The 18297-nt window shown below is 65.0% G+C and carries 18 protein-coding genes; 13 read left to right on the top strand and 5 right to left on the bottom strand.

Features of this window, described 5'->3' with window-relative positions; all coding sequences use genetic code 11:
- Position 1: 1 nt before the first annotated feature.
- A complete protein-coding gene (locus tag J5474_RS19920) occupies positions 2-754 on the bottom strand; it encodes a cytochrome c family protein (protein WP_245216603.1) in 753 nt (250 codons plus the stop codon).
- Between the two features lie 56 nt (positions 755-810).
- On the opposite strand from J5474_RS19920, the gene J5474_RS19915 reads away from it, so the two are divergent.
- The 6 genes from J5474_RS19915 to J5474_RS19890 are packed head-to-tail and all read left to right on the top strand — an operon-like array spanning position 811 to position 5887.
- Positions 811-1014 (top strand): DUF6494 family protein, encoded by a 204-nt coding sequence (locus tag J5474_RS19915; protein ID WP_209363364.1) that lies wholly within the window; start codon positions 811-813, stop codon positions 1012-1014.
- On the top strand, positions 1015-2064 hold the full coding sequence (locus J5474_RS19910) for an Mrp/NBP35 family ATP-binding protein (RefSeq protein WP_209363362.1): 1050 nt from the start codon (positions 1015-1017) through the stop codon (positions 2062-2064).
- Complete coding sequence (locus tag J5474_RS19905) at positions 2061-2765, top strand: biotin/lipoate--protein ligase family protein (RefSeq protein ID WP_209363360.1); 705 nt, start codon at positions 2061-2063, stop codon at positions 2763-2765. Before J5474_RS19910 ends, J5474_RS19905 begins: the two co-directional genes overlap by 4 nt.
- Complete coding sequence (locus J5474_RS19900) at positions 2762-3331, top strand: DUF6505 family protein (RefSeq protein ID WP_209363358.1); 570 nt, start codon at positions 2762-2764, stop codon at positions 3329-3331. The genes J5474_RS19905 and J5474_RS19900 overlap by 4 nt, the downstream gene beginning before the upstream one ends.
- 20 nt (positions 3332-3351) lie before the next feature.
- Positions 3352-5349, top strand: coding sequence for a sensor histidine kinase (locus J5474_RS19895; protein ID WP_209363356.1), 1998 nt, complete (start codon positions 3352-3354; stop codon positions 5347-5349).
- Position 5350: 1 nt separating this feature from the next.
- Positions 5351-5887, top strand: a complete 537-nt coding sequence (locus tag J5474_RS19890) for a DUF2478 domain-containing protein (protein ID WP_209363354.1) — start codon at positions 5351-5353, stop codon at positions 5885-5887.
- On the opposite strand, the gene J5474_RS19885 is transcribed toward J5474_RS19890, so the two are convergent.
- From J5474_RS19885 to J5474_RS19870, 4 genes are all read right to left on the bottom strand, one after another.
- Positions 5832-6959: a helix-turn-helix domain-containing protein gene (locus J5474_RS19885; RefSeq protein WP_209363352.1), complete on the bottom strand. Its 1128-nt coding sequence runs from the start codon at positions 6957-6959 to the stop codon at positions 5832-5834. The genes J5474_RS19890 and J5474_RS19885 overlap by 56 nt on opposite strands.
- Before the next feature lie 268 nt (positions 6960-7227).
- Positions 7228-8175 carry a plasmid partitioning protein RepB gene (repB, locus tag J5474_RS19880; protein WP_209363350.1) on the bottom strand — a complete coding sequence of 316 codons (948 nt, stop codon included), beginning with the start codon at positions 8173-8175 and terminating at the stop codon, positions 7228-7230.
- Between the two features lies 1 nt (position 8176).
- A complete protein-coding gene (gene repA / locus J5474_RS19875; protein WP_209363348.1) occupies positions 8177-9358 on the bottom strand; it encodes a plasmid partitioning protein RepA in 1182 nt (393 codons plus the stop codon).
- A gap of 385 nt (positions 9359-9743) precedes the next feature.
- A complete protein-coding gene (locus J5474_RS19870; RefSeq protein WP_209363346.1) occupies positions 9744-10259 on the bottom strand; it encodes a GNAT family N-acetyltransferase in 516 nt (171 codons plus the stop codon).
- Between the two features lie 215 nt (positions 10260-10474).
- Here J5474_RS19870 and dctP point away from each other — a divergent pair, with 215 nt between their 5' ends.
- The 7 genes from dctP to J5474_RS19835 all read left to right on the top strand — a co-directional run bounded on the left by dctP (position 10475) and on the right by J5474_RS19835 (position 18294).
- Positions 10475-11473: a TRAP transporter substrate-binding protein DctP gene (gene dctP / locus J5474_RS19865; protein WP_209363345.1), complete on the top strand. Its 999-nt coding sequence runs from the start codon at positions 10475-10477 to the stop codon at positions 11471-11473.
- Positions 11474-11527: 54 nt separating this feature from the next.
- A complete protein-coding gene (locus tag J5474_RS19860) occupies positions 11528-12127 on the top strand; it encodes a TRAP transporter small permease (RefSeq protein WP_209363344.1) in 600 nt (199 codons plus the stop codon).
- A complete protein-coding gene (locus J5474_RS19855) occupies positions 12124-13419 on the top strand; it encodes a TRAP transporter large permease (protein ID WP_209363343.1) in 1296 nt (431 codons plus the stop codon). Before J5474_RS19860 ends, J5474_RS19855 begins: the two co-directional genes overlap by 4 nt.
- A gap of 25 nt (positions 13420-13444) precedes the next feature.
- Positions 13445-14224, top strand: coding sequence for an HpcH/HpaI aldolase family protein (locus J5474_RS19850; protein WP_209363342.1), 780 nt, complete (start codon positions 13445-13447; stop codon positions 14222-14224).
- Positions 14225-14431: 207 nt separating this feature from the next.
- The gene (locus tag J5474_RS19845; protein WP_209363341.1) at positions 14432-16120 is read left to right on the top strand and encodes an FAD-dependent oxidoreductase; all 1689 of its coding nucleotides are present in this window, start codon (positions 14432-14434) and stop codon (positions 16118-16120) included.
- Complete coding sequence (locus J5474_RS19840) at positions 16117-17892, top strand: thiamine pyrophosphate-binding protein (protein ID WP_209363340.1); 1776 nt, start codon at positions 16117-16119, stop codon at positions 17890-17892. Before J5474_RS19845 ends, J5474_RS19840 begins: the two co-directional genes overlap by 4 nt.
- 36 nt (positions 17893-17928) lie before the next feature.
- Complete coding sequence (locus tag J5474_RS19835) at positions 17929-18294, top strand: cupin domain-containing protein (RefSeq protein WP_209363339.1); 366 nt, start codon at positions 17929-17931, stop codon at positions 18292-18294.
- The last annotated feature ends 3 nt before the right edge of the window (positions 18295-18297 follow it).

The following is an 18297-nucleotide window of genomic DNA, read 5'->3' as shown; positions in this document are numbered from 1 at the left end:
GTCACTGCTGGGCCAGCGGCGCGCCGAGATCGGCGGCGGCGAGGGTCGCCACGTAGGCGAGGACGTGGTCAACCTCTTCCAGCGTCATGTGGATCGGCACGATCGGGCTGGGGCGGGCCTCGTCGAAGGGCGGCGTGACCTCCGCCACCTGAGTAAAGGCCGGATGCGGGTTCAGCACGTAGAAGCCGACGAAACGGTCCGCCCAGCCGGGCAGGGCACGCAGCACGGCAAAGCTCGGGGTGGAGCCGATGGAAGTCATGCGCGTCGCCTCGTCGACGGAATGGCACCGGGCGCATTTCGCCCGCGATACGCGATAACCTTCGGCGACGTCCCCGGTCAGCTCCAGCACCGGTGCGGCCTCGGCCGCCCGTTCGGCAGCGGCATAAAGCGGCGCGCCCTCGGGGGCATAAGCCAGCACGGTTTTCAAGCCGATTTCGCCGGTAAGCCAGTCCTCGAAGCGCGCCGTGGCATCCGTCGTATTGCTGATCGTCAAGCCCCAAGGCCCCCCTGCCCCGTCCGCGCCCAGAAACAGCGGCGCAGCGGTGGTGTCGAGCGTGGCATCGGTGGGCGGTTCGGTGAGGTTCACACGGACCTGCGTCTTCAGGGTGAAACGCGGCAGCAGGTATTTGATAAGACCGCTCTCGATCAGTTCGGGCGCAGCGTGGAGGGTCAGCAGACGCTCTTCGGCGGCCGCCTTGAACGGGACGGCGGCAAGGGCCAGAATGGCCAGCAAGATCAACGAACTCGCGCGCATGAAGATCAGCCTAGACGGTTGCTCCAGCGCGCGTCAACTCTCATGGGAGAAACGGGATGAGCGACGCGTTCAACATGTCGATGCGGAAATTCCTCAAGCAGGTCGGCGTCACCTCGCAGCAGGCCATCGAGGAAGCGATGCGCGAGGCGGATACCGCCGGAAAGCGCTACAAGGTGAAGGCGGTGGTGACCATCGAAGAACTGGACATGACCCACGAGGTCGAAGGCGAGATCGAAGGCATGAACGGGGAGCAGGCGTAAGTGGCAACGCGCGAAGAAGTACTGGACATCCTCAAGCGGATCGAAGCACCGGCGGGAGGCGATATCGTCGCAGCCGGCGTGGTGCGGGCCCTCGGCGTGGCCGATACCGGTGTGCGCTTTGTGCTGGAAGTGCCGCCAGGACAGGCGGAGGCCTGGCAGCCCGTGAAGGAAAAGGCGGAGGCGGCCCTGCAGGCTGCGGGTGTCGGCAGCGTGACCGTCGGGCTGACCGCGGATGCGCCGCCGCCCGGGCTGAAGCAGCCCGCGCGTGCGGCGCCGCAGGGACCGCAAAAGATACCCGGTGTTGCGCATCTGATCGCCGTGGCCTCCGGCAAGGGCGGGGTCGGCAAGTCGACGGTATCGGCCAACCTTGCCTGCGCACTGGCACAGTTGGGACGGCGTGTTGGCCTGCTGGACGCCGACGTGTACGGGCCGTCACAGCCACGGATGCTGGGTGTTTCGGGACGGCCCGCTTCGCCTGATGGTAAAACGATTTTACCGCTGCGCAACCATGGCGTGACAATGATGTCCATCGGTCTGATGACCAACGAGGATCAGGCGGTGGTCTGGCGCGGTCCGATGCTGATGGGCGCGTTGCAGCAGATGATGATGCAGGTGCAGTGGGGCGCACTCGACGTTCTGATCGTTGACCTGCCGCCGGGTACCGGTGACGTCCAGATGACGCTGGCTCAGAAGGCGCAGGTCGACGGGGCGGTGATCGTCTCCACGCCACAGGACGTGGCGCTGCTGGATGCCCGCAAGGGGTTGGACATGTTCAAGCAATTGAATGTTCCGATTCTCGGTATGATCGAGAACATGTCGACCCATATCTGCTCCAATTGCGGACATGAGGAGCACGTCTTTGGTCACGGCGGCGTTGCTGCGGAAGCCGAGAAGCTGGGCGTGCCGCTGCTGGCGGAGATCCCGCTTGACCTGTCGATCCGGCTGGCGGCCGATGGCGGCGCACCGATCGTGGTCAGCCAGCCGGACGGGCCCCAGGCGCAGGCCTTTCGCGCGGTGGCCGAGGCGCTGGTGGCGCAGGGGGTGGCATGAGCGAGCTGAGCTTTCCTCCGGCGATGACCGGCGAGGCCGTCGAGGCACTCCCCGAAGAGGTCGCGGTGGCAAAGGCGATCTCGGGCGTGGACGCGGGGCTAGTGACATGGCGCGCGGCCGCAGACCGGGTCGGCGCAGCGCTGGTCCTCGCGCCGGAGGTCCCGCTGCGCCGGGCCATGGCGATGCTGCCGCTGGCAGGCGTGGGGTTCCAGAATGCTCTGGGCGCACTGGCGCCCCCGGAGGTGGCGGTGCATCTGGAATGGGGCGGCGCGATCCGGGTGAATGGCGCGCGTTGCGGCATGATGCGGGCCTTTGCCGCAACGCGCGATCCAGAGGCGGTGCCGGACTGGCTGGTGATCAGCTGGTCGCTGGACCTGCTGCCGGTGAGCATGGAAACGGGCCATGACCCGGACCGAACCGCGCTATTCGTCGAGGGCTGCGCCGACGTGGACCCTGCCCTGCTGGTCGAAGCCTGGGCGCGCCACACACTGGCGTGGATCGCCCGCTGGGAAGATCCCGACGGTCTGCGCGCACTGGCGTCCGAATGGCGTGGTCTGGTGCATGGAGTGGGCGAAGACGTCACTCGGGGCGACGTCACGGGCACGTTCCTTGGCGTGGACGAGGAATTCGGGATGCTCTTGCGGTTGCCCGAGGGCACGCAGGTGCACCCGCTGACGGAACTTCTGGAGGAAACGCCATGAAACTCGCGCGTGCGGTACATATCGACGAGAGCGACATGCAGGTCTTCGCCTCCCCGGCGCGTACGGGAGAATGGTGTGTGGCGGGGGGGTTCGAGTTCTCCGACTGGACCGAGGACGACCTCGTCGGGAAGGCGCGGCAGGCCTTTGCCAACGGATGGCTGGGGATGGAAACCGGCGGACGGGTCACGTTGGTCGCCGTGACATCCATCGAAGCGGGTGAGTTGGCGGATCTGGAGGGCACCCTGGCGCGGCATTTCGTGACCTATTACGGCGCGCCTTCGGAGGATGCGGCGCGACCGGCTGCGCGGGAAGAGCTGTTTCACATGGCCGATCTCTGCGAAGATCAGGAGCCCAACACGCTGCTGATGGTATCGCGGGAGCTGACCGATGCCGGGGTCCGCGAGGTCTTTCGCGTGATCGCACCGGAGGAAGCGGACCTGGGGCAGTTCGCAGTGCATGGCGACATGGACGGCCCCCATGACCACGGTCATGGGCACGATCACGGCCACGGGCACCCGCATGACCATGGGCACGGCGGGCACGGCGACGGCGAGCCGAATTCGTGAAACCGGGAGGCAGCGGCTGAATGCGGACGATCCGGGTCAGGCTGCTGTTCCTCGCGTTGGCGCCGCTGGTTGTGCTGGCGCCCGTGCTTTTGCTGGTCGGCATGGCGCGCTGGACGGCGGACTATGACCGCATCCTGATCGCCAATGTCGATTCCGACCTCCGTATCGCAGAGCAATATCTGGCCCGGATCATGGGGGCCACGGGTGAGGAACTCTCCGCCGTGGCAGAGTCGGTCGACTTTGCGGAGGCTATGGCGCGGGAAGCGGCGGGCCGGGAGGCATACTTCGTCCGCAAGAAGAACGACCTGAACCTCGATTTCCTCTACTTTGTCTCCGGGCCTGCGGCCGTGGCCGAGGGCCGCGCATGGCCGGTGGTCGCCCGCGCACTTAAGGGCGAGGCGTCGACCGCCATCGACATCCTCAGCCCGGAGCAGCTGGCCGCCCTGCCCGGCAATCTCCATGACCGCGCCCGGATCGAATTACGCCCGACACGCGCAGCGGTGCCCAGCGACCGGACCGTGGAGGATCGCGGGATGGTCATCCACTCCGCAACGCCAGTGGACGCAGGCGGGACGCAAGGCGTTCTGGTGGGTGGCGTGCTGTTGAACCGAAACCTGCAATTCATCGATACGATCAACCGTCTTGTCTACCTCAACGCCGTGACCGGGGGCGAGCGGCAGGGAACGGCGACCCTGTTCCTCGGCGATGTGCGGATTTCTACCAACGTACGGTTGTTCGAGGACGTGCGGGCGCTGGGAACCCGCGTTTCGGCGGTGGTCCGGGAGGCGGTTCTTGACCGCGGGCAAACGTGGCTCGACCGGGCCTTTGTCGTCAACGACTGGTATATCTCCGGCTACCTGCCCCTGCGCGACAGCTTTGGTGATCCCGTCGGGATGCTATATGTCGGCTTCCTGGAGGCACCTTTTTCTGCCGCCAAGCGCAATGCCTACCTGATGATGCTTGCGGTCTTCATGCTCGTTCTGGCGCTGTCGGCCCCCCTCTTCCTGCGACTGGCAAAGGGGGTCTTTGCACCGCTTGAAAAGATGACGGAAACCATGCAGCGCGTGGCCCATGGTGACCTGTCCGCGCGCAACGATCTGCCGCGATCCGCGGACGAGATCGGGCAGGTGGCCATGCACCTCGACGACCTGCTGGATCAGGTGCAGGACCGCGACGCCAAGCTGCGCGCATGGGCGGAGGAACTGAACAACCGGGTAGAGGCGCGTACCGCTGAGCTGAAGGAGGCCAACAGCAAGTTGGAGGACACCTGGCGACAGTTGGTGATGAGCGAGAAGCTGGCCTCCATCGGGGAGATTTCCGCCGGGGTGGCGCATGAGATCAACAACCCGGTAGCGGTGATTCAGGGCAACCTGGACGTCATGCGGGAGGTGCTGGGGGAGCACGCCGCAGGCGTGCAGACGGAGATCGATCTGATTGACGCCCAGATCGGGCGGATCACCAGCATCGTTGGAAAGCTGCTGCAATTCGCGCGGCCCGACGATCACTCTGGTGTCGCGGCGCAGACCGAGGTCCGGCAGGTAGTTCGCGACTGTCTGGTTCTGGTGGACCACGTACTGGCGACGGCGGATATCGACGTGGTGACAAAGCTGGAGGAGACCCCGCCTGTGGCAATTCCCGTGGGAGAGTTGCAGCAGGTTGTGGTGAACCTTCTGGTTAATGCGGTCCACGCCATGGAGGACAGCGGTACCATCTGTCTGATCTCCGCGCGGGAGGCGCGCAACGGCCGTTCTGGCGTTACCCTCCTGGTTCAGGACACAGGTCCGGGCATCCCCGAAACCTTGCTGAAGACGGTGTTCGATCCGTTTTTCACAACGAAACCGGGTGAAGGCACCGGGCTGGGGCTTTCGATTTCGCAGACTTTGGTGCAAAGGGCCGGGGGACTTATCAGCTACCGCAATCTGACCGGCCCTGCGGGTGTGGCTGGGGCGGAGTTCACCGTCTGGCTGCCACTGGCAGGGAACGGGGACCGGACCGACACCTTGAAGGAAGGGAACTAGCGTGCTGGGATTTGTCAGCTTCGAGGAACGCGGGGCGGGGGATGTTGTGCTCGCCTCGGTGGCGGAGATACTGCAGGGACGGGGGCTGAACCTCGCTGGAGCGGTGCAGGTCAATTCGGAACGCGAGGGCGCGCACAGATGTGACATGGATCTGCACGTGCTGTCCGGCCGGGACGTCATTCGCATCAGCCAGCGGCTGGGGGCTTTTGCCCGCGGGTGCCGTCTGGATCCGGCGGGATTGGAGCAGGCGGTTGGTCTTGTTACCGCCGCGCTGGAGAACGGGCCGGATCTTCTGGTGGCGAACAAGTTCGGCAAACAGGAGATCGACGGACGCGGCTTCCGCCCTGTCATCGCAGAAGCTTTGGGACGCGACATCCCGGTGCTCATTGCGGTAAAAACCGGAAACGTGGCTGCTTTCCTCGAGTTCGCTGGCGAGTTTGCCGAAGAACTCTCGCCAGAGCGGGATGCCATATTGTCGTGGGTCATGGCGCAATTGCCCGAGGACCATCCGAGAGCGGTTCAGAGCACGTACCAGTAGACGCTGTGCGTTCTGCGACGAGCCGTGCGAAGTATTCGTTCGGCGTGCGGATCTGCAAACCATTCCTTGCCATGTGGTCCAGCGCTTCGAAGGTGCGTTGCCAGCCAAGCCGTGTCAGGGCATTGGCAACGATTTGCGTACGCAGGCCAAGGAATGCGGCGCATGTCTTCAATGCCTCTTTTGCCTCATTCAATGTTTGTGGCGGGTGAGGGAGGAGGCCGCGGAGTTCGGTGCATTCGTCGATGCAAATTCGAGTTTTGCGGGAATCGATATCTTTTTTCAGGGACTCTTTGTGCCGGACATTCTGCCCGTCGCCGGCGGGCATTTCTGCCGTCCGGATGGAGGCAGGAAGCACTGAGTTTTCCTCGGGCAATTGCTTATCGGCAGGCAGTTGCTCCTCGATTTCGTCGAACCGCAAGGCAATGGATTGAAGGTCCTCCAACGCCAGCTTTCGCCGAAAGATACGTGTCAGGTGGGTGAGCCAGTCATGGATGGTGGCGGGAAGGTGCTGCAGCCCTTCCATCAAGGCCCGGCGACGGGCCTGCAGCATGGCACGGAGGCTGCGCAGAGCCTCCGCCTCGGCACGCTGCTCGGATACGAGATCGGCTAGCAACGGAACAGAGGCGAAAGCGGGCGCAAGGTCCAGCCCGAAGGCGGCGATGATACGGCCCCCGCGGCGGAGCGGAAAACGCTTGCCGTTGGCGCTGTCGCGGCGCAGCAGCAGACCGGCGCGTGACAGTCGTTCGAAAGCGCGGCGTAGGACACGTTCATCGAGACCTGCGGCACGTTTGGCGATCTCTGCATTGGAGGCAAAGACCACCGTTTGCACCCGTGGTGTCACAGGGGCTTGCTCTTTTACCGGAAGGAACGACAGCAGCGCCCGCAGAACGGCGATGTCGTTGGCTGTCAGACCAAGGGCACGGCGCCCCTCGGCCACCATGTCCAGCAATTGCCAGCGCGGGAAGGGGGCAAACTCTATCCGTTCGGCAGGGCAGGGGGCCTCGCCGGGTTGTGTTTCGGCACGGGGGGACCGTGCCGCGGCGCAGGGCGCCGTAGCGGTGGTGTTTGTCATGCTTGTTTCAGACGGGCAGACCCCATCGTTCACCGAAGTTCGGTGTTGATTGTGATTCGACTGTGGGGTATCCAGAGAGTGCTAAATCTGACGGAGACCCTTCGAGACTTCGGTTTCGGGGGGTTTCTTTTTGCCTTGCGTCTGCCTCCTTTCTCTCTTGCGGGTTGCGATCGACTTGCCCGGTGGGCAAACCGTTTGATTTCAATACCTTAAGATTTTTCCCTCATTGCCCGGCGGGCAACTGAAGCAATATCAAGAGCTTGCCGCATCAGTCGCCCTTTTCCGACCATTCGGCATAAAGATCGTCCAGCCGTCCATCGAGCCAGCCGAGGAACCCTTGGGCCCGCCGATCCTTCGCCTGAAGGGTCAGCCGCCGCTCGTCCACTGCGAGTTGCAGGCGCTTTCCGGCAAGGTTGCGAATATCCGGTGCCTTGCGGGGGGCGGCGGACTTCGCGGCGTGCCCGCGCTCCAGAGCCGAAACCAGTCCCGTGAGCCGTACATCGCTTTCGCCCTCAGGTATCATGCGGCGCAGGTCGCGCCCGGCGGTCAGCGCTGCGGGGGCGAGTTCGGCCAGCCGCATCCAGGGCCGTCGGCCGGACTGGTGCGCCGGGCCAATGGCAAGGATCACATCGTCGGGCAGGGCGCGCGTCACCGCCCGCATCCGGCTCAGACCCGAGGGATCGACACTCAGCGTCTCGCAGATATCGGCGCTGGGGTAGCCGGCGGCATCCATCTGGGCCGCGAACCGCGCCCGCTCGATAAAGCTGTTCTCAAGCCGCGCGGCGTTCTCCAGACCCTGAGCCACAAGCGCCTGCCGGTCGTCGAACTCCGCGATATGGGCACGCACGCTTCGACCCAACTGCCGACAGGCGGCGATACGACGGCGGCCATAGACCACCTCGTAACGGATTCCGGGCGGCACCCCGGCAGGCGCCTTGCGCAGCAGGACAGGCAACTGCTGACCCGACCGCTCGATCGAGGCCACCAGATCCTCCAGCCCCTCGGTCACGTCGATCCGGTCCGAGAACCGCGAGTCGATGATTTCCGACGGGGCCACATCCCGCGGGGCGGAAGCCCCGAGCGTCCGGATGCTGTCCGCCACGGTGTTGACAGCAGGCGACCGCAGAGCGCGCGGCTCCTCTGTTTCGCCTGTCTCCCGTGCGGCGCGGTGCGCCTCCAGAGCTTTCAGGCTTCCGGCCAGCTTGTCCCGTTTCATATTACCTCCCCCACGCGGCCTGAATGCGCCGTTCAAGGTCGTTGCATACACCAATGGCCGATTGCAGCGCGCGGTCGTACGTCCGTCGATTTGCACCGGTCACCTCGGCTTCGAAGACCGACCTCTGCTGCAGACCCGCATCGCTGATCGCGGAACTTTTCAGGAACGGCGTTTCCAGAACCTGTTCCGCGAACAGCGCGCGCAGGTACTCCGACAAATCCTGCTGCGCGCTGATCGAGGTATCAAAGCGCGTCAACAGGAACAGGAAATTGTCGTAATCGGTAATGCCGCCGCTTTCCGAAAGAACCTCTACCAGTCCTGACGCCATTTTCAGGAACTGCGCGGCAGAGGCGATGTCGATCCGGTCCGGGATTACCGTCATCAGCAACGAGGTCGAGGCGCAGACCGCCGACAACGTGACGTAGCCCAGCTGTGGCGGGCAGTCGATCAGCACGATGTCATACTCCGCCTCCACATCGTCCAGCGCATGGGCGATGCGCTGAAAGAATACCGGTTGCTCCACCCGGCTCAGGGCGGCGGGTGTTTCGTGTTCGAACTCCGACAGCATGATGCCGCCGGGGACCAGATCGAGGTTGTGGAAGTAGCTCTTGCGTACCAGTTCGCGCAGGGGGCGGGGGCCTTCCTCGCCGTTGCGGTAGCGGATCGCGTCGTACAACGTTCCGCCTTCGAAAAAATCGATTTCCGGCTGGTAGCCGAAGAAGGTCGTCAGGGATGCCTGCGGATCGGCATCCACGCAGAGTACCCGGTAGCCACGCAAGGCCAGCCGATGGGCGAGGGTGATTGTCGTGGTGGTCTTGGCCGAGCCGCCCTTGAAATTCACCGTTGACCAGACCTGCAACCGGTCGCCTTCCTTGCGCCCGGGCAGCATGTGATGTGGGTTCTTTGATCCCTTCGCCAGCATCTGCCGCAGGTCCCAGACCTGCGCCGCAGTGTAGCGTCGCCGTCCGCCGGGGCCGGGTTCGCTGTCGGGAATGCGTCCTTCATGACGGGCCTTGCGCAGGTAGCTCTCCGAGACTCCAAGCAGTTCCGTCACCTCGGAAGAGGAGAAGTCGCGCAACGTCTTCGTATCCTCCGGAGCAAAGAAGGACTTCGACATCTCGGTGAGCGCAAATGTCAGATCATCCGCGTTCCGGCTCAGGGTCTGGTGTAGAGACTGTTTCATCCCGTCCGCTCGTATTATCGTTGTCCTGTCGGGTCCGGTTTTTCGCTGGCAGCCTCAGTAACGCCAATTCACCGGTTATCCCGCAGTCTTTGCGTTACAGCTATGGTCCCATTCCGCCCCTCATTCAAGAATTTTCCACATCAGATATGGTGCTCTGGATGGGGCGCAGCGCTAATCTTCCGAAAGCATCGCGCGAGGGAAATTGTTTAAATATATGATAATAAAGGATAATAATGAATTCTTCATGTGGCTCGTCTGGTTCCCTGCGCCCGGAAGTGCGGCCCTCCCCAGTACGGCTATTTGCGCATCAGCGGCGGAAGAAAGCGTTCCGACCGCCCGCCGCTTCCGACTCGCACCCGTCCCAGGCGCTGCCGAGTCGCCCGGTCTACAGGTCGGTCATGTAGGAATGCGGCGCACGCAGCCGTGCCATGCAGAGCGCGTCGATCAGGATCCCTCCCCGCAGGATGTCGCAGCGACTGATCCCCTCTCGTTCGAACCCGAAGACTTCGTAAAGCGCGATGGCGCCGTGGTTGTCGGTGTTCACCGTCAGCTCTACCCGCAAGAGTCCCAGCCAGTTGTCGGCCAGGTCGAGGATCGCCGTCATCAACGCCCGGCCGATACCCTGCCGATGGTGCGCGTCGTGCACCGTAATGGCGAGGCTCCCGACGTGCGCCCGCCGGTCGCGGCCCCGGTTCAGCGTGGCCCAGCCCACTGCCACGCCGTCTTTTTCCGCGACGATGGCGTGAACGCCCTCACCGGGTCGTAGAACGCGCTCGGCCACCCAGTCGGTCGACTGATAGGGCAGGCGGCCCGTGCCCCATTGCACTGCGGGGCGCAGGATCATTGTGTGCAGGGCGGGGATGTCGCGCTCCTCCGGGGTGCGCAGGAAAATCTGGGTCATTCGGTCTCCATCATGCTCCACCTGATTAGGCTGGCTTTGCCCCCATGCGGCTGGCCGGGCCTTCCGCCACCATTGCCCCGACGGACGGGAAAGTCGAACGCGACGCGGGGCAGGGGGAGCACCCGCATTCGGGATAGACGCACCTCCGGCGAATGGTATACCAAATACTGCGTAGTGGCCCCACGCAAGCGGGCCGCCGATTGGGAGGAGAAACCATGACTTTTGCGATGACCCGCCGCGCACTTCTGGCGTCGGCTGCCGCCCTGACCCTTGCCGGGCCGGCGCTGGCGGAGGACAAGATCACCCTGCGCATGTCCACGCCCGCGTCCGAGACCGACCAGCGCTCCGTCGCTCTGGCAGAGGTCTTTGCCCCCGCCGTGGCGGATTTTGCAAGCTACGAGCCGCATTATAACGCCTCGCTGATCGCGCAGGGCTCCGAGCTTGAGGCTATCGCCTCGGGCGACCTCGAAATGTCGATTGCCTCCGCGCAGGAACTGGCGACCTTCTTCCCGGAATTCTCCATCTTTGCTACCGGCTACGTGCACCAGTCAGCCGAGCATCAGGTGCGCGTCTTCAACGATCCGTTGATGGAACCCTTCAAGCAGAAGGTCGAAGACGAACTGGGGGTGAAGCTGCTGTCGGTCATGTATCTCGGCAAGCGGCATGTGAACCTGCGTTTCCCGCGTTCCGAGAAGGACGTGCAGACCCCCGCCGACCTCTCCGGTGTGAATCTGCGGATGCCCGGCTCTGATGCCTGGCAGTTCCTTGGCCGCGCGCTTGGCGCGAATCCGACACCGATGGCCTTCACCGAAGTCTATACCGCGCTATCGACCGGTTCCGTGGATGGGCAGGACAACCCGTTGCCCACCGTGGTCGATGCGAAATTCTACGAGGTGACCAAGCAGGTCGCCCTGACCGCGCATCTTGTGGACCTCAACTACGTCGCGTTTTCCAAAGCCGTTTGGGATCAGCTGACACCCGATCAGCAGGCCACCGTGCAGCAGGCCGCCGACGAGGCTGCCGATTCCGGCCGCCAGAAGCAGCTCGCCAAGGAAGAGGAGCTGGTTTCCTTCCTGAAAGATCAGGGACTCGACATCTACGAGCCGGACCTCGACGCCTTCCGCAGCCACGTTCAGGAACAGTACAAGGGCAGCGAATTCGCCGCCTCCTGGCCCGAGGGCGTGCTCGACGCAATCAACGCGCTCGGCGATTGACCCTGATGCGTCCCCGGGGTCATCCCCGGGGCGCAACGTCGCCGGAGGTATCCCATGTTCGACACGATCCGTCGGTTCGCCCAGGGCCTGAAACACGGTGCGGAATTCATCGCGGCAATGATGATGTTCGCGATGTTCCTTACCTTCATCCTGCAGGTGGTGATCCGCTACACCGCGCGTCTCGAATGGCTGGCGCAGGCGGCGCCGCTGCTCGACCCCTCGCGTTATGGATGGACGCTGGAATTCTGCCTCGCGCTCTGGGTGTGGATCGTCTTCTTTGGCTGCGCCACCATCGTGCGCGAACGGGATCATGTCACCTTTGACATCCTCTATTCCGCCGTGCGCCCCGGCACGCGCAAGGTCTTTGCCATCGTGACCTGTGTGCTGATCGCGGGCGCGCTGCTCTACTCGCTCGAACCGACATGGGCAAAGTTCAGAATCCTGCGCCTGAAACAGACCGCCACGCTGAAACAGCTGATGGGGGACTGGATCAGGATGCGCGATATCTATTCCGTCTATGCCTTCTTCCTCGTGGCCGTTTCGCTGCGCTATGCGTGGCGGGCGGCACAGGTCTTCCGTTTCGGGGCGGAGCAGGACATCCATCACTTCGACGACCTCGCCACCCCGGTGCAGGACCCGGAGGGCCGCCCGTGAGTATCGAATTCACGCTCTGTCTGGTCTCGCTCTTTGTCACGGCGGCGATCGGGATGCCCATCGCGTATGCCATCCTGCTCGCGTCGTTTGTCTATCTCGCGGCGGGCGGGCAGGGGGTTGGGCTGGCCGGAAAGGTGCTGCTCGATGGTATGTATTCCAGCTTTATCCTGCTGGCGGTGCCGCTGTTCATCGTTGCCGCCAACATCATGAACGCGGGCACGATTTCCGACCGGCTGCTGCGGTTCTGCGTCGCGATCGTGGGCCGGTTCAAGGGCGGGTTGGGGCATGTCAACGTTGTCGCCTCGCTGATTTTTTCCGGCATGTCGGGGTCGGCGGTCGCGGATGCGGCGGGCATCGGCAAGATCATCATCGGGATGATGACCAAATCCGGCCACTACACGCGTGGCTATGCCGCCGCGATCACCGCCGCCTCCGCCACCATCGGGCCGATCATCCCGCCGTCGATCCCGATGGTTCTGTATGCGCTGGTGTCGAACACCTCCATTGGCTACCTGTTCCTGGGCGGCATCGGGCCAGGGCTGCTGATGGGCCTCGTCCTGATGGTTCAGAACTGGATCATCTCGCACCGCCGAGATTTTGGGACCGAGGCGCCCGTGCCGCTTTCCGATCTGCCGCACCTGACGTTCGAGGCGTTCCCGGCGCTGCTCATGCCCGCGATCCTGCTTTACGGCATCTATGGCGGCGTCACCACGCCAACCGAGGCCGCCGCAGTCGCGGCCTTCTATGCGCTGATCCTGGCCGCAGTCTTCTACCGGGCGCTCAGCCTGCGGGCCTTCTACCACATCCTCGTGGAATCCGCCCGGTCCTCGGCGGCGGTGGGGTTGGTGATCGGCGGGGCGCTGATCCTCAACTACATCGTCGCCGCCGAGAATATTCCCGACATGGTGGCGGGCGCGTTGACCGGGCTGGAGGTGTCGCCGCTGGCGTTCCTGATCGGGGTGAACGTTCTGCTGCTGCTGCTGGGCTGCGTTCTGGATGCCTCGACCATCATCCTCGTCATCATCCCGTTGTTTCTGCCCGCCTGCCGCGAAATGGGCATCGACCTCGTGCATTTCGGTGTGGTGGCGGTGGTGAACTGCATGATCGGCCTCATCACGCCGCCTTATGGCATCCTGCTTTTCGTCATCAACGCCGTCACCCGCATTCCGCTGGCCGAGATCATCCGCGAGGTCATTCCCTTTCTGATCGTCCTCGTTCTGGCCCTGCTGGCCATGATCCTCCTTCCCGGCATCGTCCTCTTTCTGCCGCGCCTGATGGGCTACCCCGGATGACGCGGCCCCCAACCGGAGACCTTTTATGAATACCCTGAAATCCCGCCTCCTGCGGGGCGAGTTCGTCACTGCCGCATGGGCCGAACTGGGCAGCGCCGACATCGCGGAGATCCTCGTCCGCCACGGCTGGCCGATCGTGCTGATCGACGGCGAACATGGCATCGGAGATCTGGAAACGTGGGTCGGCATTGCCCGCGCGGTCGAAGCGGCTGGTGGGGAATCGCTCCTGCGCGTCCCGGACGGCAGCGACACGACGCTGAAGAAGGTGCTCGACCGGGGCTTTCGGTCCCTCGTCGTGCCCATGGTGAACTCCGTGGCACAAGCGCAGGCCATCGCGCGGTCCTGCCGCTACCCGGTGCGCGGGACGGGCGGCGTCGGGCGCGGCTATGCGGCACCCATCGTGCGCGGATCGGATTACCACTCTCGGCCCGACTACGCCGTGAGGACGGCGAACGAGGACCTGCTGCTGTTCGTCCAGTGCGAGACGCCTGAAAGCATCGCGTCCCTGCCGGAGATCTGCGCGGTCGAGGGCGTCGACGGCATCTTCCTCGGGCCGAACGACCTTGCCGCGACGCTGGGTCACATGGAGGACATGGAGCACGCCATCCCACAGGCCGCCTTTGCGGAGGTCGAGGCAAAGGTCACGGCGGCCGGCAAGCTTTTGGCCACCGTGCCGGGCGGCGGACGCGACTGGGGGGAACTGCGGGCAAAGGGCTATCACCTCGTGGCCGGGGTGAACGACGTCTCCTTCCTCATGGGCGCCGCGCGCGACGCGGCAGAGGCGCGGGACGAAGCGTTGCGATAAGCGACACGGCGCCTGATCGTGCCTGGCGGCCCTGGCTTCCGGCGGAGACATTCCACCTCTGCACGAGTTTGGCGGGCGCAGGGGGCGCAAAGGCCGATAAGGGGATAAGCGGGCCTTATACCCCCATTGCTATTTTGTTTTTCCGTCGCCGGGTCCACTGGCATATCACCGTGACGGGAGGACAGGGATGCGCCGCAGTAGCTGGAAATGGCTGGCGTCAGAGCCGGGGGGTCGCGCGTGACGCCCCGGATTGCTTCGGTCGATATGGTGGTGCTGGGCAGTGGCGCGGCGGGGCTGACGGCGGCCCTGACCGGATCGCTGGACGGGCTGCGCGTGCTTGTTCTGGAGCACGAAGAACAGGTCGGCGGCACCTCCGCGCGGTCCTCGGGGAGCGTCTGGATCCCCGGCAACGGCTTTGCCCGCGCCGCCCGGCCCGAGGACGCGGCAGAGGCGGCGGTCTACCTCGACGCGCTGGTCGGCGAACGCGCCCCGCACGCGCTGCGTCGGGCTTTCCTCGCTGCCGGGCCACGGATGCTGGAGGATCTCGAAACCCGCGCGGGGATCGCGTTTCGCGCCATGCCCGCGTCGCCCGATTACCGTCAGGATATACCCGGCGCCGCCCCCGGCTGGCGGCCGCTTGACCCTGTCCCCTTTGACGGTCGCTCCTTGGGCGACTGGTTCGCCCGTCTTGCGCCGCCGCTGCCGGAATTGACCGTGCTTGGCGGAATGATGGTCACCCGTCCCGAGGCCGCGGCGCTTCTGCGTGCCGACCGCGACGCGGGGGCGGCGGCCATCCGGCTCGGGTTGAGGCATGCGCGGGACAGGCTGCGCCATGCGCGCGGCACCCGGCTGGTGCTGGGCAACGCGCTGGTGGCACGATTGCTCCACGCCTGTCTTGTGCATGGGGTGGATATTCGCACCGGCGTGGTTGCCTCCCGGATCGCGCCGGGCGTCGTGCACCTGCCCGGCGAATCCATCCGGGCAAAGGCCATCATCCTTGCGGGCGGCGGCTTTCCCGCCTCGGAGGCGAAGCGCGCCGAACACCTGCCCGATCCGACCCCGCGCATCACCCCCGCCGCCCCCGGCGCACGGGGCACGACGCTGGACCTCGGGCTGGCGGCGGGGGCGCAACTGGGGCCTTCGGGGCTGGACAACGCGCTGTGGTTCCCGTGCTCCACCATGGTGCGACCGGACAGGTCTACCGCGATCTGGCCGCATATCGTGCTCGACCGTGCCAAGCCCGGTTCGCTTTGCGTCGGACGCGACGGACGCCGGTTCGTGAACGAAGCGGTATCCTATCACGAATTCGTCCGCGCGATGTACCGGCACCGCGACACCGCGCTGCCCTGTTGGCTGATCGCAGACCGCGCCTTTGTACGGCGCTACGGGCTGGGGCTGATCCGTCCGCGCACGCCATCGCTGCGGCGCTATATCCGCGCGGGCTACCTGACGGCCGCACGTGACCTGCCCACGCTCGCCCGCGCGCTGGGGATGCCGGCAACGGCGCTGTGCCACACGATCGAGCGCTTCAACGGCTTTTGCACGCCTGGGATCGACGAGGACTTCGGCCGCGGCGAAACTCTCTACGATCGCGCCAACGGCGACCCGGGACACGGGCCGAACCCTTGCCTCGGGCGGCTGGGAGACGGTCCCTATTACGCCGTCCGGATGGAGCCGGCCCCCCTGGGCACAAGCCGGGGGCTGGCGACGGATGCCAGGGCACGTGTGCTGGACGCGGAGGGCGCGCCGATCGACGGGCTCTATGCCTGCGGCAACGACATGCACTCCGCCTTTGGCGGCGAATACCCGGGTGCGGGGGCGCAACTCGGGCAGGCAATGACCTTCGGCTGGCTGGCGGCACGCCACGCGGCCGGGATCGAAAGGGAGGATCCATGACCACCACCAAAGGCGGCGACCTGATCGCCGACACGCTTATCGAGGAAGGCATTACCCATGTCTTTGGCATCTGCGGGCACGGCAACGTTGGCCTGCTGGACCCGCTGTACGAACGGCGCGACCAGATCCGGCTGGTGTCGCCACGGCACGAACAGACCGCCGTGCACATGGCGGACGGGTTCTTTCGCGTCTCGCACAAGCCCGCCGCGACGCTGACCTCCACCGGGCCGGGATCGTGCAACCAGATCATGGCGCTGGCGGTGGCGCAGACCGACAGTTCGGCAGTCTACTCGATCACCGCCAACGTGCCGACCGGGCAGTTCAACCGGGCGCCCTTTCAGGAGTTGTCGATGCACCACCACGCGGATTTCAACAGTGTGATCAAGCCGGTGGTAAAGCGGTCGTTCCAGCCCTCGCGCGTCGAGATGCTGCCGCTGGCCATGCGGCAGGCGGCGGCGGCGATGACCACGGGACGACCCGGGCCGGTCAACCTCGACATCCCCTACAACCTCTTTCAGGAGGAGGCGGACGTGACGCGCGAACCGAAGGGATCGGCCTTTGGCCAGCGCCGCAGCGGGGCCAGCGCAGAGGACATCGCGACGACTGCCGACATGCTGACGGCCGCCGTGCGCCCGGTGATCTTCATCGGCCATGGCGTTGCCCTGTCGGAGGCGGGGACAGAACTGACCGCGCTCGCAGAGGCGCGTGGCATCCCGGTCATCTCCTCGCCCAACGGCATGGGCTGCATCGATATGGAGAGCCCGCTCAGCCTTGGCTTCATCGGGCGGAACGGCGACTACGCGGCCAACCAGGCCGGGCGGCACGCGGACCTCGTTCTGGCGATCGGGGGGCGGTTCGACGACCGCTCGGCCTCGTCGTGGAAGCCCGGTTATTCGTGGAACTTCCCCACGACAAAGCTGATTCACGTCGATCTCGACCACGCGGAACTGGGGCGCAACTACACGCCCGATCTGGCCATTTTGGCCGATGCGCGCGCCTTTCTGCGGCAACTTCTGGCAGAACTGGAAAACCGCGACGCCCTGCGCCGTGAAACCGCCGCGTGGCTGTCGGACATCGAGGGCTGGCGCAAGGAATGGACCGATTTCATCGCGCCCAACTGGAACGGGCATTCCGACCCGATCTCCCCCTTCCGCATCGTGAAGGATTGTCAGCGCGTGCTGCCCGAAGACGTGATCCTTTCACTTGACTCGGGCGTGCACCACAACTGGTACATGCAGTTCTGGAAGGCCCGCCGCCCGCAATCGATGCTGAACACCTGGGGCTACTCGGGCATGGGCTTCGGTCCGTCCTCGATCCTCGGCGCGAAACTCGCAGCCCCCCACCGGCCCTGCGTGTCGATCTGTGGCGACGGCGGATTCACCATGGTCCCGCACGTGCTGTGCACGGCGGTGGAATACGACATTCCCGTGGTCTGGGTTGTCTGGAACAACTTCGCCTGGGGCGCGATCCGGGACCTGCAATACGGCTATTTTGGCGGGCGTGAGTATGGCACCGCCTTCCGCGCGGGCGAGAACCGGGAGCCTTACAATCCCGACTTTGCCGCCTGGGCACGGGCGGCGGGGGTGGACGGCTACACCGTCACCGACAGCCGCCAGTTTGCCGCCACGCTGGAAGCGGCCGTCGCCTCCAACCGTCCGGCGTTGATCGACGTCCATGTGGACGCGGACGTCCGCCCACCCGCGACCGGCACCTGGGAACTGCCGCCACTGCAACCGAAAGAGCCTGCCTTCGGCAGGCCCTGGCGCCCTTGAACAGCCTCCGTGACCGGCCTTTTGAAAGGACATGACATGACCGAGAGAAATACCGTGATCCGCAACATCGCAGAGGAACCCTGGCAGCAGTATCCGGGCCACTTCGGATCGGCGCTGTCAAAGGCGCTGGTGGCGCCGGAGACAACCGGATCGCAGCTGATCGACTACCGTATCTCCTCGTACCAGCCGATGGCCTATGTCGAGCGCCACGTCCACAAGGTTCAGGAGCAGGTCTATCATGTGCTCGACGGCGAAGGGCTGATGGAGATTGGTGACGAACGCCGCGTGGTGCGCAAGAACGACGTGATCTTCATTGCGCCGGGGACCTGGCATTCGATCCAGAATTCGGGGCTTGGGGATCTGACCTTTATCGTGGTGACGACGCCTGTCACCGACGACTGAAGG

It is taken from the genome of Sagittula salina, assembly GCF_017813235.1.
GTDB classification, from domain to species: Bacteria; Pseudomonadota; Alphaproteobacteria; order Rhodobacterales; family Rhodobacteraceae; genus Sagittula; species Sagittula salina.
This window is presented reverse-complemented; position numbering and strand designations above follow the sequence as displayed.

Coding starts and splice junctions, on each gene's coding strand:
- repB (WP_209363350.1), bottom strand. CDS start 8,175: ATGAAACGGGACAAGCTGGCCGGAAGCCTGAAAGCTCTGGAGGCGCAC.
- J5474_RS19900 (WP_209363358.1), top strand. CDS start 2,762: ATGAAACTCGCGCGTGCGGTACATATCGACGAGAGCGACATGCAGGTC.
- J5474_RS19835 (WP_209363339.1), top strand. CDS start 17,929: ATGACCGAGAGAAATACCGTGATCCGCAACATCGCAGAGGAACCCTGG.
- dctP (WP_209363345.1), top strand. CDS start 10,475: ATGACTTTTGCGATGACCCGCCGCGCACTTCTGGCGTCGGCTGCCGCC.
- J5474_RS19845 (WP_209363341.1), top strand. CDS start 14,432: ATGGCTGGCGTCAGAGCCGGGGGGTCGCGCGTGACGCCCCGGATTGCT.
- J5474_RS19850 (WP_209363342.1), top strand. CDS start 13,445: ATGAATACCCTGAAATCCCGCCTCCTGCGGGGCGAGTTCGTCACTGCC.
- J5474_RS19870 (WP_209363346.1), bottom strand. CDS start 10,259: ATGACCCAGATTTTCCTGCGCACCCCGGAGGAGCGCGACATCCCCGCC.
- repA (WP_209363348.1), bottom strand. CDS start 9,358: ATGAAACAGTCTCTACACCAGACCCTGAGCCGGAACGCGGATGATCTG.
- J5474_RS19840 (WP_209363340.1), top strand. CDS start 16,117: ATGACCACCACCAAAGGCGGCGACCTGATCGCCGACACGCTTATCGAG.
- J5474_RS19920 (WP_245216603.1), bottom strand. CDS start 754: ATGCGCGCGAGTTCGTTGATCTTGCTGGCCATTCTGGCCCTTGCCGCC.
- J5474_RS19905 (WP_209363360.1), top strand. CDS start 2,061: ATGAGCGAGCTGAGCTTTCCTCCGGCGATGACCGGCGAGGCCGTCGAG.
- J5474_RS19915 (WP_209363364.1), top strand. CDS start 811: ATGAGCGACGCGTTCAACATGTCGATGCGGAAATTCCTCAAGCAGGTC.
- J5474_RS19895 (WP_209363356.1), top strand. CDS start 3,352: ATGCGGACGATCCGGGTCAGGCTGCTGTTCCTCGCGTTGGCGCCGCTG.
- J5474_RS19885 (WP_209363352.1), bottom strand. CDS start 6,959: ATGACAAACACCACCGCTACGGCGCCCTGCGCCGCGGCACGGTCCCCC.
- J5474_RS19860 (WP_209363344.1), top strand. CDS start 11,528: ATGTTCGACACGATCCGTCGGTTCGCCCAGGGCCTGAAACACGGTGCG.